Origin of the sequence: Denitratimonas organivorans (assembly GCF_037478135.1) — a bacterium.
Taxonomy (GTDB): Bacteria; Pseudomonadota; Gammaproteobacteria; order Xanthomonadales; family Xanthomonadaceae; genus Denitratimonas.
On sequence record NZ_JBBHDV010000005.1, the window covers coordinates 196,026 to 209,926 of the forward strand.

Annotated in this window: 7 protein-coding genes; 3 read left to right on the top strand and 4 right to left on the bottom strand. The window is 67.4% G+C overall.

The genetic code is table 11. The features are described 5' to 3' along the window. Positions 1 to 73 precede the first annotated feature (73 nt). A complete protein-coding gene (gene aspS / locus WDB66_RS07525) occupies positions 74 to 1,822 on the bottom strand; it encodes an aspartate--tRNA ligase (RefSeq protein WP_339397921.1) in 1,749 nt (582 codons plus the stop codon). A gap of 296 nt (positions 1,823 to 2,118) precedes the next feature. On the opposite strand from aspS, the gene oxyR reads away from it, so the two are divergent. Both oxyR and rnk read left to right on the top strand, forming a co-directional pair. Next, on the top strand, positions 2,119 to 3,069 hold the full coding sequence (gene oxyR, locus WDB66_RS07530; RefSeq protein ID WP_339397922.1) for a DNA-binding transcriptional regulator OxyR: 951 nt from the start codon (positions 2,119 to 2,121) through the stop codon (positions 3,067 to 3,069). Between the two features lie 132 nt (positions 3,070 to 3,201). Next, positions 3,202 to 3,621, top strand: coding sequence for a nucleoside diphosphate kinase regulator (gene rnk, locus WDB66_RS07535; RefSeq protein WP_339397923.1), 420 nt, complete (start codon positions 3,202 to 3,204; stop codon positions 3,619 to 3,621). A 213-nt stretch (positions 3,622 to 3,834) separates the two neighbouring features. On the opposite strand, the gene WDB66_RS07540 is transcribed toward rnk, so the two are convergent. Next, positions 3,835 to 7,377, bottom strand: a complete 3,543-nt coding sequence (locus tag WDB66_RS07540; protein WP_339397924.1) for a hybrid sensor histidine kinase/response regulator — start codon at positions 7,375 to 7,377, stop codon at positions 3,835 to 3,837. Between the two features lie 138 nt (positions 7,378 to 7,515). Between WDB66_RS07540 and WDB66_RS07545 the strand changes: the two genes are divergently transcribed. Beyond that, positions 7,516 to 9,021, top strand: coding sequence for a GTPase (locus tag WDB66_RS07545; RefSeq protein ID WP_339397925.1), 1,506 nt, complete (start codon positions 7,516 to 7,518; stop codon positions 9,019 to 9,021). Positions 9,022 to 9,037: 16 nt separating this feature from the next. Here the strand turns inward: WDB66_RS07545 and WDB66_RS07550 are convergent, their stop codons facing one another. Further along, complete coding sequence (locus WDB66_RS07550; RefSeq protein ID WP_339397926.1) at positions 9,038 to 9,544, bottom strand: methylated-DNA--[protein]-cysteine S-methyltransferase; 507 nt, start codon at positions 9,542 to 9,544, stop codon at positions 9,038 to 9,040. A 422-nt stretch (positions 9,545 to 9,966) separates the two neighbouring features. Then, on the bottom strand, positions 9,967 to 13,896 hold the full coding sequence (locus WDB66_RS07555; protein ID WP_339397927.1) for a YhdP family protein: 3,930 nt from the start codon (positions 13,894 to 13,896) through the stop codon (positions 9,967 to 9,969). Between the last annotated feature and the right edge of the window lie 5 nt (positions 13,897 to 13,901).

Genomic DNA, 13,901 nt, shown 5'->3' on the forward strand with positions numbered 1-13,901 from the left:
ATCACGCGTGACGCAAAACAGCAGCGTGGTTGCAGCAGCCGGGGTCGCTACAACCTTTGCCACGCGAATTACATCACTCCTTCTCCCGCACCCGCACATGCAGTTCCGCCAGTTGCGCATCCGGGATCGGCGAGGGGGCGCCGGTCATCAGGCATTGGGCGGTGGTGGTCTTGGGGAACGGGATCACGTCGCGGATGGATTCGGTGCCGGCCATCAATGCGGCGATGCGGTCGATGCCGAAGGCAACACCGCCGTGCGGCGGCGCGCCGAAGCGCAGCGCGTCGAGCAGGAAGCCGAACTTGGCCTGGGCTTCTTCTTCATCGATGCCGAGCAGTTCGAACACGGCGCTCTGCATATCGCTGCGGTGGATACGGATCGAGCCGCCGCCGATTTCATTGCCGTTGAGCACCATGTCATAACCGCGCGAGACGGCGGTTTTCGCGTTGGCCTTGAGTTCGGCAATGTCGTCCACCGCCGGTGCGGTGAACGGGTGGTGCAAGGCGACGTGGCGGTTTTCCTCGGCGTCCCATTCGAACATCGGGAAGTCGGTGACCCACAGCGGGCGCCAGCTGCTTTCGACCAGTTCGAAGTCCTTGCCGGCCTTCAGCCGCAGCGCGCCCATGAAGTCGCTGACGACACCGAACGCGCCGGCACCGAAGAACACGATGTCGCCGTTCTGCGCACCGCAATGCGCCAGCAGCGCAGCGAAGGCATCTTCCGGGAAGAATTTCTGGATCGGCGAATTGATCGCGCCATCCTCGCCAAGCTTGGCGTAGGCCAGCCCCTTGGCGCCGTACTTGGCGGCGTGCGCGGCATATTCGTCGATCTGCTTGCGTGACAGTCGCGCGCCACCGGGAATGCGCAATGCCGCGACACGCCCGTCGTCCTGGCCCGCGGCATCGGTGAAGACCTTGAATTCGCACTCACGCACCAATTCGGCCACGTCCACCAGTTCCAGCGCGATGCGCAGATCCGGCTTGTCCGAGCCGAAGCGGCGCATCGCCTCATGCCAGGTCATGCGCGGGAATGGATCGGCCAGCTCCACCCCGATCACTTCCTTGAACACATGCCGAATCAGCTCCTCGGTCGTGCCCTGTACCGTGGCTTCATCCACCCACGCAAACTCCATGTCCAGCTGGGTGAATTCGAGCTGGCGGTCGGCGCGCAGGGCCTCGTCGCGGAAGCAGCGCGCAATCTGGTAGTAACGGTCGAAGCCGGCCACCATCAGGATCTGCTTGAACAGCTGCGGGCTCTGCGGCAATGCGTAGAACTCGCCCTCGTGCATGCGCGCCGGCACGAGGAAATCGCGCGCGCCCTCCGGCGTGGCCTTGGTCAGGATCGGGGTTTCGATGTCCTGGAAACCGCGTGCATCCAGCCAGCGTCGCAGCGCCTGCACCAGCGCGATGCGGGTGCGCTGCATGCGCTGCATCTCCGGGCGACGCAGGTCGAGGTAACGATAGGTCAGACGCGCTTCCTCGCCGGGCGTTTCGTGCATGTAGAACGGCAGCGTATCGGCCTTGTTGAGGATTTCGATTTGGGTGGCCACCACTTCCACCTTGCCCGAACGCAGCTTGTCGTTCACCGCATGACGAGCACGCACCGTGCCGCTGATGCGCAGGCAATATTCGTAGCCCACCTGCGCCGCCACATCGAACACCTCGCCCTGATCCGGCTCGGCCACGATCTGCACGATGCCCTCATGGTCGCGCAGGTCGATGAAGCAGACCCCGCCAAGGTTGCGGGCAACGTCGGCCCAGCCGCACAAGGTCACGGACTGGCCGATCAGGGTCTCGTCGACGAGACCGCAGTAATGGGTACGCATGCAAAGCTCCGGGAGGAAAAGCGCCCGCGCCGTTCACCGGCCGGGGATTGGCGCGGGATCGCGGGGGGCAAAGGGATGAAATGCTATCGGCCGGCCGCCGCGCAGGCAACGATCAGGTTCAGAATCCCAGCGATTCATCGACCGGATCACCATTGCAGGAACGGCGTCGACCACGCCGGGCTCTGCCGATTACGCCCCGCATCAGGCTCGCGCGCAGGCCCGCTGCCGCCGGGCGGCGCTTGCGCTAGGCTGGAGCGGCCCCATCTTTTCCACCTTGATCCGCCCACAGGCTCCCGATGAACATCCGCGATCTGCGCTACCTGGTTGCACTGGCCGAGCACCGCCATTTCGGGCGGGCGGCGGCGGCCAGTTTCGTCAGCCAGCCGACGCTTTCCACCCAGATCCGTAAGTTGGAGGACGAACTGGGCGTGGCGCTGATCGAACGCGCGCCGCGCCGTGTGATGCTGACCCCGATCGGGCACGACATCGCCGACCGCGCACGCCGCATCCTGGCCGAAATCGATGCCCTGCGCGAAGCGGCGCGGCGTTCGGCCGATCCGGAAGCCGGCAGCGTGCGGCTGGGGATTTTTCCGACATTGGGGCCGTATCTGCTGCCGCACGTGATCACCCGCATCCGCGACCGCTTCCCGAAGCTGGAACTGCTGCTGGCCGAGGAAAAGACCGAGGTGCTGCTGGCCCAGCTGCGTCACGGCAAAATCGACGCGGCGATCCTGGCGCTGCCGCTGCCTGACGATCAGCTGCACGTGGAATTCCTGTTCGAGGAACCCTTCCAACTGGCGGTACCAGCCGACCACACACTGGCGCAGCGCCGCTCGATCTCGCTCGACGATCTGCACGAGGAAAGCCTGCTGCTGCTGGAAGACGGCCATTGCCTGCGCGAACAGGCGTTGGATGTCTGCCAACTGGCCGGTGCCAGCGAGAAATCCGGTTTCCGCGCCACCAGCCTGGAAACCCTGCGCCAGATGGTCGCGGCCGGGGTCGGCATCACCTTGCTGCCGCAGCTGGCGGTGGCGCCGCCGGTGCCGCCGTCCAACGACATTGTGCTGGTACCGTTCCGCAACCCACCGCCGCACCGGCGCATCGCGATGGTGTGGCGCCGTAGTTCGGCGATGGCCGCGTTTCTGCTGGAACTGGCCGGGCTGTTCCGGCAATTGCCGGCATCGCTGTTTGATGCAACATCGGCCGCGCCGCTGCAGGCGCGGGATTCAAACACGCCCGTACCCTGAAATCGCCGTAGCCGGCCCATACCGATTGAAAGCCACCGGCGTCCAATGTAGCCTGCCCGCACACGACAACTGACTTTGGAAGGCGGCGCACTCGCGCCGCCTTCTTCACTTCGATCCCGAGGGATATTGCTAATGTCTGCGGCACCCCAACCCCCCATCACTGTCAGCAGCCTGGATCTGGCGCGTCTTGAACGCCTGCTGGAGTTGCCGGCCTACCGCGATCAGGACGCCGCACAGCGCCTGGGCGATGAGCTCATCCGGGCCAATATCCTGCCACCGTCACAGATGCCGCCGGATGTGGTGACGATGAACTCGCGCGTCACCTTCATTGAGGAAATCAGCGGCAAGGAGCATGAGCTGACCCTGGTCTATCCGAAAGACGCCAGCAATGCGGAAAACCGGGTGTCGGTGCTGGCGCCGATCGGGGCCGCGCTACTGGGCCTGTCGATCGGCCAGAGCATCGACTGGAACACGCCCGATGGCCGACCGCTGCGCGTGCGCGTGGCGACGATCCAATACCAGCCGGAAGCCTCCGGCGATCTGTCGCTGTGACCATGCACTGCGCGGATCGTCGCCATGCAGGCTGCGCCCTCGCCGGCTGCAGCTGATTCCGCAGCGGGCACCACCGGTGCCCATTTCCCAATCCCCCGAAACACGAGGCCGCGCCGGTGATTGATCCCGGCGCGGCTTTGCGTAGGCCGTATGGAAATACCTCCGTGCAGGTGCGGCGTTCTGCCGACCTGCCGGTGACCGTTGTGCCTGGGCTCATTCGCCTGCGAAACGCCGCAGCAGTTCGGCCAAATCATCGCCACGCACCGGTTTGCGCATGAAGCCCTGCATTCCAGCCTGCCGCGCGCGTTCCTCGGCCTCGGCGTCAGCGCGTGCGGTCAAGGCCACGATCGGTGGCGGATCCGGCTCGTTGTTGATCAGACGCGCAATCTCGAATCCATTGAGGCCGGGCAGGTCCAGATCCATCAGCACCAGCGAAAAGCGCCGGCCGCGCAGTTCCGCCAGCGCCGCCAGCCCGTGCCCGGCATGAATCACATGGTGGCCCTGACCGCGCAGCAGATCGCTGATGACCTGGGCCACGACCGGATCGTCCTCCACCAGCAGGATGTCGCGCGCAACCACCTTGGCCGAGCCGGCGCCGGATTCCGTCCTGGCCGGTGCCTCGGCATGCGGCAGCGGTGCCTGAAAGACAAAAGTCGCGCCCTTACCCGGCTGGCTCTCGACACTGATTTTGCCGTCCATCGCGGCGGCCAGTTCCTGGCAGATCGCCAGCCCCAGCCCGCTGCCGCCATGCCGGCGCGCGGTCAGATGGCCTTCACCCTGCTCGAAACGCTGATAAAGCCGGGCCTGCTGCTCGGCATCCAGTCCCGGGCCGGTATCGCGCACTGCCAGCCGGAGGCCAGCACCGTCTTCCATCGTGGAAACCCGTACCGCGACCTCGCCTTCGGCGGTGAACTTGACCGCGTTGTTGACCAGATTCAGCACGATCTGCTGTACCCGCTGGCCGTCGCCGCACAGCCAATGCGGCGCGTCCGGCGCAAAATCCACGGTCAGCGCCAGCCCCTTGCGTTCGGCCTGCGGCTGCGACAGCTGGATCACCTGCGCAACCAGCGCGCGCGCATCGAATACCTCATCGGCCAACGCCAGCTTGCCGGCCTCGATCCTGGCCAGATCCAGCGCATCGTTGACCAGACGCAGCATCAGGTCGCCGGAATGCTGGATGGCCTGCACATGCGCGCGCTGACGCTCGTCCAGCGGTGATTTGAGCAGCAGTTCGGCCATGCCCAGCACGCCGGTCATCGGAGTGCGGATCTCGTGCCCCATCGTGGCCAGGAAGCTGCTCTTGGCGCGTGAGGCGCGCTCGGCCCATTCGGCCTGGCGCTGCGCCATTTCCAGTGCATGGATGCGGGTCAGGCGACGGCGGTAGGCGACCGAACCGGCCGCCAGCAGCGCCAGCAGCGCCAGCGCGTAACCCAGCCAGGCCCAGCGGCTCTGCCACCACGGCCCGCGTACGTGGATCTGGCGCCGCAACGGCATCGCCGACCATACATCCGAGCCGTTGCCGCCGACGATTTCCAGCAGATAGCGTCCCGGTGGCAGTTTCGGGAAGATGCGCTGGCCGCGTGCGTCCACATCCACCCATTGCTCGTCGAAACCGCGCAGGCGGAAGCGGTAGCGGTTGGACGGTACATCGGAGAACGACAGCAGGCGCGCGGTAACGGTCAGTTCCCGATCATCCCAACCTAATTGCAGCGGCCCTTGCCCGGGCAGCACGGCGCGGCCTTCCGGGCGCAGCAGGGAAACTTCTTCCAGCACCAGCCGCGGCTCGGTCCGGGTGCGGCTGATGCGGGCCGGATCGAACACCACCACACCACGGATCGAGGGCGCCACGATGATGCCGTTGTCGCTGATCAGCGGCGGTGTCCAGACGAATTCCTCGGTCGGCAGCCCATCCAGCACGCCGAAATGCGCGAGCACGCCGGTATCGCGCGAATAACGCCACAGCCCCCGGATCGTGGTGATCCACAGATCGCCGACCTGATCCACCACCAGGCCGCCGACCTCGGCCGCCGGCATGCCCAGTTCCGGGCCGATCCGGGCCACGCGCTGCAGCGCGCCGTCACGCCACAGATAGCGTTCGATATAGCCAAGACGCGCCACCCAGGCTTCGCCCTGCGGGGTGAAGGCCAGCCCCATCAGGCGGCCCGGCTCCTGCCCCGGCGGCGCGGAAAAACTGCCGGTGGACACGTCATAGCGCAGCAGGCCGAAATCGCCGGCCAACCAGGGTTCGCCATCCGGGCCGAAGTCGATCGCCTCGATCGAGCCTTCCGGCAGACCGCCGTCTTCACCCATGCGCCAGGTTCCAAGCACGCGGCCGTCCTCGTCGCGGCATTGCAGCCCGCCGCCATAGGTGGATATCCACAACTGGCCATCGGCATCAAAGCGCATCAGATCCACGCTGCCCACGGGCGGCGCATCCTCGCCCGATTGCGGGTACCAGAAACGGACGTCACCGCTGGTGGGGTCGAACAAGGCAAGGCCGCGTGCATAACCCAGCCAGAGCCGGCCATCCGCGCGTGCCAGCACCGATGCACCCGAGAGCATCCGCCCCTGGATCGCCGGATCGTCGAGATAGCGTGTGACTGCACCCTGAGCCGAGACATGTTCCAGCACGGTATTGCGATGCATCAGCCACAGCCCGCCGCTGCCATCGGTCGCCACTCCCGGCGCATGGTCGCTGTGCAGGCCACCGACATCGGCCTCGCCCGCCCGCAGCAGCGAGAAGTTCGCCCAGTCCGGCGGCAACCGCCGCAGCCCGACATTGCGCAGCACGAACCACAAGCCGCCTTCATGGTCTTCAAGCATATCCAGCAGCAGCTCGCCACCGGGCAGCGCGGCGTAGGACGCACTGTCATGCACCTTGCCGTTGCGCAGATGGCGCAGGCCGGCGCGGGTGCCCAGCCAGTAGCCGCCATTGCGGTCGGGCATCATGTCGAGCACGCCGGAGCTGACCTGCGCGAGATTGGCTTCGTCTTCGAACACCGGGCTGAAACGGCCGTCCTCCAGCTTTTCCAGGCCCGCCTGGGTGCCCACCCAGATCGAGCCGTCCGCGTGTTCCATGAGCGACAGCACCATGCCCGGCGACTCATGCACGAACGGCGGCACATCCAGGAATCGGCCCTCATGCAGAATCGCAAGGCCGGCGCTGCTGGCCACATAGAGCTTGCCGTCCGATGCCAGCATCAGGTCCAGCACATGGTTGGACGGCAAACCACCGCCGTCCGGATCGGCGCGGGTGACCTCGACCACATCGTTGACGGTGTCGAAGCGATGCAGGCCGCCGGCATAGCCGCCCAGCCACACCACGCCGTTGCCGTCGGACGTGATCGCCCAGACATCGGACAGCGCGAAGCGTGGATCGGTGGCGGGAGAAAAATGGCGGAAACGGCTGCGGTCGGCGTCCAGCATGCTGAGCCCGCCGCCCTCGGTGCCCACCCAGAGGCGATCGGAAGCATCGACGTGCAAGGTCTGCACCGAGTTGGTCGGCAGAGAGTCCGGATCGCCAACCCGGTGGCGGAAGGTGTGGAACTCGACACCGTCATAACGCGCCAGACCGTCCTGGGTGCCGATCCAGACATAGCCGGTGGCATCTTCGGCCAGCGCCATCGCATAGGTGGACGGCAGACCATCGGCGCCGGTCATCGCCACGAACAACGGTGCCTCGGGCACCTCCATCGCACCCGGCGCACCGCTCAACGCTACGCACACGGCCACCAGTGCCGCCCGCCATCGCATCATCGAATACCCCTCGTGCCCCTTCGCACCCGTGCAGCATCCTCGCAATGCCTCTGCGTTGGTGCAAGCCCGCACCGCACCCGAATCAGCGCCATCGGCACTGCTAAAGTGCCTTGCCCACTCCCGACTTGACGCATCCGCATGTCCCGACCCAGCCAGCCGCTTCGCCTCCTGATTGCCGCCGCGCTCGTGCTCGGTGCCGCGATGCTGGTGCTGACGCTGCTGCGCGCCACCGATGCCGCGCTCTCGGTCTGGGACCGGCTGCGGGCCTGGCCGGACTGGGTAGGCATCCTATTCCTGGTGGCGCTGGTCTTGCTGCTGACCGGCGTGGTCTGGGGCATCTGGCGCCTGCTGCGGCCGGCACGCCGCCGTGCGCCGCGCGCGCAGGCGCTGGACCGGAACGAACTGGAGCAACGCATCGAACGCATCGGCGTGGAAACACCGGAAGCATTCGAAGCGCACAGCGAATTGGCCGAACTGGACCGGCGCCGCAGTGAAGGCAGCGTGCAGGTCTGCCTGTTCGGACAGGTCTCCAGCGGCAAGAGCAGCCTGCTGAAGGCGCTGGCACCGGAGACGGCGCCGCAGATCGGCGTCACCGCCGGCACCACCACCACGATCACCCGGCATCGCGGCCAACTGCCCGATGGCCGCCAGCTGGACATCGCCGATGTGCCCGGCAGCGCCGAAGCCGGCGACCGCGATCATCTGGCACTGGCACAGGCCGAAGCCGCGCGTTCGCATGCACTGGTCTATGTCGTGGATGGCGATCTGGGCCGCAGCCAGGCGCAGGAACTGGAGGCACTGGGCCGCTTTGGTCGCCCGATCATCCTGGCCTTGAACAAGAGCGACCGCTTCGACCAGGAGCAACTCGATGCATTGCGCCGGCGCCTGCGCGAGCGCAGTGCGCATCTTCAAGCCCAGGTGATCCCGGTCTCGGCCGGGCACGAGGAAGAACTGCTGCGCGAACATCCCGATGGCCGCCAGGAATGGATCACGCGCCCGGCGCCAGCGCGCATCGAAGAATTGCAACGCGCGATCCAGCGCATCGCCGCGCTCGGTGCCGAAGCGCTGGAACCAGGACGCGAAGCGGCACTGTTCTCGCACGTGGACACGCGCTTGGCCGAAGGCGAACAACGCCTGCAGGCCGAACGCAGCCAGGCCGCGATCGAGCGCTACACCCGCCGTGCCGTGCTCGGCGCGCTGGCTGCCGTCGCGCCCGGCACCGATCTGGTGATCCAGGGCGCACTGGCCACCGCGCTGACGCGCGAGCTGTGCCAGATCCACGGCCTGCGCGCGCGCGATGTCGATATCGACGACCTGATCAGCCGCGCCGGCGGCCTGCTGCGCACCGGCACCTCGATTACGCTGGCGGTGGTCGGCAATGCGCTGAAGGCCTTCCCCGGCTTCGGCACGCTCGGCGGCGGCCTGGTGCATGCGGTGGCCTACGGCCTGATCTTCGACAGCCTCGGCCACGCGCTGGCGCAAACCCTGGCCAACACCCGCGAACTGGACCGCGACGCCACCCTGGAAGCCTTCCACCAGCGCCTGTCGATGCCCTCCTCCGAACGCCTGCTGACGCTGGCGCGGCTGGCGCTGGAAAGTCGCGAGGCGGCCAGGAACGACCCACCCCAGTCAGAAAAAAACTGAGGCCGTGCGGCCGGCTTCAGCCCACAGGCGCGCCGGACTCCAGCGCCAGCAGCTTGCGTTTGCGATCCAGCCCGCCGGCATAGCCGGTCAAGGAGCCATCGGCGCCCAGCACGCGGTGGCAGGGCAGGATCACGCACATCGGGTTGCGCCCGATTGCTGCGCCCACGGCGCGCACCGCACGCGGTCGACCCAGCTGGGCGGCCAATAGCGCGTAACTGGTGGTCGTGCCGTATGGCACCTGCACCAGCGAGCGCCAGACCTGTTGCTGGAACAGGGTTCCGCGCGACAGATCCAGCGGCAGATCGAATGCCTTGCGCGCACCGGCAAAATATTCGCCCACCTGGTGCGCGGCGCGTTGCAGCAGCGGATCATCCGGTGCCATCACCCAATCCTCCATGCCGGGACGGTGGCTTTGCTGGTCGAACCAGGCACCGAACAATCCCTGATCGGTGGCCGCCAAGGTGAGGCCACCCAGCGGTGTCTGGATCCGATGCATGCGACGAAGCGTCACGGTGGCTTTCATGGCGAACTCCGGAAGTGGAACCCATGGCCTGCGGCGCCCGCCGTTCAGGCCCGTGTCGAGGCACGCGGGTGCGCGCCTCCGTGTGCAATGTCCTCGACGTGTGCGCCTGCTTGCCCTCGTCGGCGAAGCGGATTGAGGTGATGCGAGCTGCGCTGTGGCAAGTGGCTTTTGCCTGTCCGCAGAAGCGGAAGCCGCGCTTTGCGCCATCCACCCCAGCCTTGCCTTCCCGGGAGAGAGCGGCAGTCAAGAACATTGCCCACGTATGCGATTCACCTGCGTGTCGGCAATGCACAGCGTGCGGCAAACCCTTCACCCGACATCGGCAGCTTACGCCTGTCGAAGGCAGATGTTGAGCATTCCTGCGGCATGGCGTGCGATGCGGCCTGCGGCGATACCACGGATGATGGCGGTTGCCATCGTTATTACGGGGAAAGGCCGGGCCGTGGCTCGGTATCGGGTACGGGGAGCGTTTCCTGCGGCGGCACAGGTCCGCTTCCGGTCTCTTCTCCGGCGTCAGCAGGGCCACGCGACGTGCTGCCGCTTTCCCGCTCCAGCACGGTGATCTGCGGTTCGCTCCATGAGCCGGCCACGTGGTAGACGATGCGGGTCATCTCCTTCAACGGTTGGCGCAATACCGCCTGCGCCACCGCGCCGACCGCCGCACCGGCAGGGCCGCCGGCAATCGCGCCCAGTGCCGGCAACATGCTGCCGGCCTTGGGCAGCACTTCCATGGTCTGGTCGTAATCGCGCGCGGCCAGGCCGGTGCGCCCGCGCAGCCGCACTTCGGCCGAGGGCGCGTCGATGCGGAAATCCTCGGTCACCGCGTTGCCGCTGCGGATCACGAAGCTGCCCGACATCTGGTTGAAGGCCAGCCCGGAGCGGAAGAAATCGCTGAAATCCAGCGCCAGCCGGCGCGGGATCTCGGTCAGGCTCAGCAAGCCGAACAGCCGCCCGGCGCCCGGCTCCACTTCCAGCACGCGGCCCTTGCCCAGCGCCAGGCTCAGTTCGCCGTCGGCATGTTCCCAGGCGAATTCGCCCGGCGAACCCGGCCAGGCCAAACTCAACTGGCCGTGCGCGGCGCCGCCATCCAGCAGGCGGGAAAAGCCCAGCGCTTCCAGCATCGCGCCGGCATCGGCTGCGGAAAAATCCAGCGCCACACGGCTCGATTGTCCTTGCGCATCCGCGTTCCAGTCGCCCTTGGCCTTGATCGACACCGCATCGGACTGCGCATCCAGCCGCTCCACGTGCATGCCCTCGGCGGTGGGATAGGTTTCCAGCCACAGCGTGCCCAGATGCGCGCCGGCGAAGGCGGCATCGGCCACTTCAAGGTGCAGGGGCGGCAGGCTGGCGGGCGAAAATGTGCTGGCGTCTGCATCCTGTTGTGCTTCGGCATCGTTCTCGCTGCCTGGCCAGTGCAGCTTGCGGAAGTTGCCGACGATGCCCTTCAGCGCCAGTCCTTCAAACGGAATCTGCAGGCTGCCATCCAGCGCCGGGCCAGACACGCCGATCTCCAGATGGCTCGCCTCGCGCTGCATCCAGGCGCGGGTTTCGTGGAAGGGCCGGCCCAGCAGGTTCAGTTCGCCAGCGAACAGGTCGACCGAAGCCACATGCAGGCCTTGCCCCGCCTCCGGGCTTGCGCTGGCGACCGCAGCCCAGGCCGCCAGATCCAGCACCGGCACCTGGCCGGCGATATGCAGGCCGCTGACGGCATCCCGCTGTCCGGTATCGGCCACCTCGCCGAATGCGGCCAGTCCGCTGAATCCGCCCTGCCCATCATTGCGTCCGCGCAGGTGCAGCAGGCCGCCCAGGCGCAGGTCCAGCCCGGCATCCTCCAGCGGCAGGCCCAGGCTCAGATCCAGCGCCATGCGGTCGGATGCGGTCTTGCGCATCGGCGCCGGCAAGGTGATCGCGGTGCCGACCAGATCCGAGCGCACCCGCAGTACCGGCGCGGCGGATTGATCCGGCGCCACGCTGGGCACGGTCAGTTGCAGGTTCCAGTCCGAATCGCCGGCCAGCCAGGGCTTGAGCCAGCGGCTGGCCTCGTGCTGGGCGGTCAGCACATGCGCCGGGAAACGGCCGCGCAGGCTGGCTTCGACCAGATGCCCGTCTTCGGAGGTGTAGCCGCCCACCGCCACCGTCAGCGCGCCCAGTGCGCCGTTGAAGCCGACATTGAGTTCATCGGCCAGAAAACCGCGTTCGGAAAAACGCACCCGCCCGCTGGCCGCGTCGAAATCCACGCCCCAGGTGGTGTCGTGCAGATCGACCCGTTCGATATCGGCGTGGCCGTCAACGCGCGGTTCGCCCAGCTTGGCTTCCAGCGGAATATGCAGCGCCAGCGCCACCGCGCCCTGCCCGCCCAGGCGCAGGCCGCGCATGTAGTCGCCGTACTGGCGTTGCAGCGGGCTGCGCCGCAGCACCTCCAGCAGCGCGGCGCCGCTGCCGTCACCTTCCACATCCAGTTGCAGGATGGCGTCACCGAAATCCGGGATGCTGCCCTGGGCACGGCGGATCGTGACGCCGGCCACTTCACCATGCAGGTCCAGTTCCATGCCGGTGTTGACGAAGCGCACATCGCCGCCGACCTTTTCGCCCAGCGGCCAGTCGTTGCGGTAGCGGATCTGCGCGTCGGCCAGTTCGGCGGTGGCCTCGAAACGTCCTTCACCGCCGTGGAACGGCCAGTCGCGCACATTGCCGCGCACCAGCGCACGGCCGTGGCGCACGGTGCCGTCGAGCAGTGCATCGTCGAGCCAGCGCACCGCCGCCGATGGCATTACATTGATCGGCCAGAAGCGCTTGGCCACCACGATTGGCGCCTCGGCCACATCCGAACGCAGATCCAGCAGCACGCCGCCTTCGCGCGGGAACTGCACGCCGCCGGCCAGGCTGATGTCGTAGTGGTCCTCGAAAAGCCGCAGGCCCGGGGTTTCGATGCGGCGCCCTTCGTCATCCTGCCAGGCGATCACTTCGCCACTGACGCTGGGTGCGAATCCTTCCCGCAGCATGCCCGGCGCCTGCATGTCCCACAGCCCGCCTTGCAGACGCAGGCGTTGCGCGCGTGCATCGCCATCCAGCAGCCCGGAAACCCCGTGCAGCGCCGGGATGCCGGACGCCGGCGACCAGCCCAGATCCTGGACCCGGGCCTGGAACGTATAGGCCTGCGGCCCGAACCAGGTGGCCTGTGCCTCGTGCAGTCGCGCCTGCGGCGCCGCCTCCGCCAGCCAGTGCCGTACTGCGGCGGGCAGCTGCGGTGCCAGACTGGCCAGCTGCAACAACGGCCCCAGCTCAGCCCCGTCCACCTGCACCCGCACCAGTCCACCAGCGGCATCGCGCGTGGCATGGGCCTGGCGCAGTGCATCGATGATGTCGTCATCTCCATGACGCACCTGCCACAGCGGCACCTGCATCCGCCAGCCGTCGGCTCCGCGCTGCCAGCGCGCACGCGCCTGCCAGTGGGAAAAGTCCGCGCCGATTTCCTCCAGCCGGCCTTCCCCTTCGGCGTCCTCGATCACCCCGTGCAGGTTGAACGGCGCCAGCGTGCTCTCCAGTTGCAGCCCGGTGGGCTGGCCATCACTGAAATCCAGCCACAACCGCAGGTCGCCATGCGCCCGGGTCACGCCCACGCCATGCCAGGACAGGCCGCGCGCCCAAGCGGCCCAGTCCTGCTGCAAGCCTTCCAGATAAAGATGCCCTTCGCGTCCATCACCGGCAACATCGCCGGCGATGCGCCATTGCCCGCCGTGGGCGCCATGCACCAGCGCGCCGAATTGCAACCGCCGGCCACGGCGCTGCATGCGCGCGTCGATCTGCGGCAGGGTCAGATCCAGCTCGCGCTGCGCATCACGCAGGCGCAGCCGCGCCTTGACGATATCGATCGCGCCGAAGCGGTCCAGCGCCGCCATCGGTGAGGCGCCTTCCTGCACCGCGCCGCGTCCGAGGCCATCCAGACGCCAGCGCCCGTCATCCTGGCGCTGCAATTCCAGCTCCGGCCCATGCAGGCGCAGCTCGGTCAGCGCAATACCCGGCCACAGCCCGGCGTAGACATTGATCTGCAATTGCGCGCTGCCGATATCCAGCACTTCCGGCGTGCTGCCGATGCGCAACCCGGAAAGGGTCAGCAGCGGCCCGGCGCGGTTCCAGTTGGCCTCCACCGCCGCCAGTTCGACCGGTGCCCCGATCTGCGCTCCGAGCCAGCGCGCCACCGCATCCGGATGCCGCGCCAGCAACGGCAGCAACTGGCTGGCCAGGGCCACGCACAGCGCCACCAGGATCAGCAGCGCCAGCAGCGCGTGCAGCAATGCCACGCCCAGACGTCGCGCGAGACGGCGCACGCGTCCTTGTGTGCCTGTGTTCATGCCGC

Bases quoted from the DNA above. Each gene is read 5' to 3' on its own strand.
- aspS (WP_339397921.1), bottom strand. From the start codon at position 1,822: ATGCGTACCCATTACTGCGGTCTCGTCGACGAGACCCTGATCGGCCAG.
- oxyR (WP_339397922.1), top strand. From the start codon at position 2,119: ATGAACATCCGCGATCTGCGCTACCTGGTTGCACTGGCCGAGCACCGC.
- rnk (WP_339397923.1), top strand. From the start codon at position 3,202: ATGTCTGCGGCACCCCAACCCCCCATCACTGTCAGCAGCCTGGATCTG.
- WDB66_RS07540 (WP_339397924.1), bottom strand. From the start codon at position 7,377: ATGATGCGATGGCGGGCGGCACTGGTGGCCGTGTGCGTAGCGTTGAGC.
- WDB66_RS07545 (WP_339397925.1), top strand. From the start codon at position 7,516: ATGTCCCGACCCAGCCAGCCGCTTCGCCTCCTGATTGCCGCCGCGCTC.
- WDB66_RS07550 (WP_339397926.1), bottom strand. From the start codon at position 9,544: ATGAAAGCCACCGTGACGCTTCGTCGCATGCATCGGATCCAGACACCG.
- WDB66_RS07555 (WP_339397927.1), bottom strand. From the start codon at position 13,896: ATGAACACAGGCACACAAGGACGCGTGCGCCGTCTCGCGCGACGTCTG.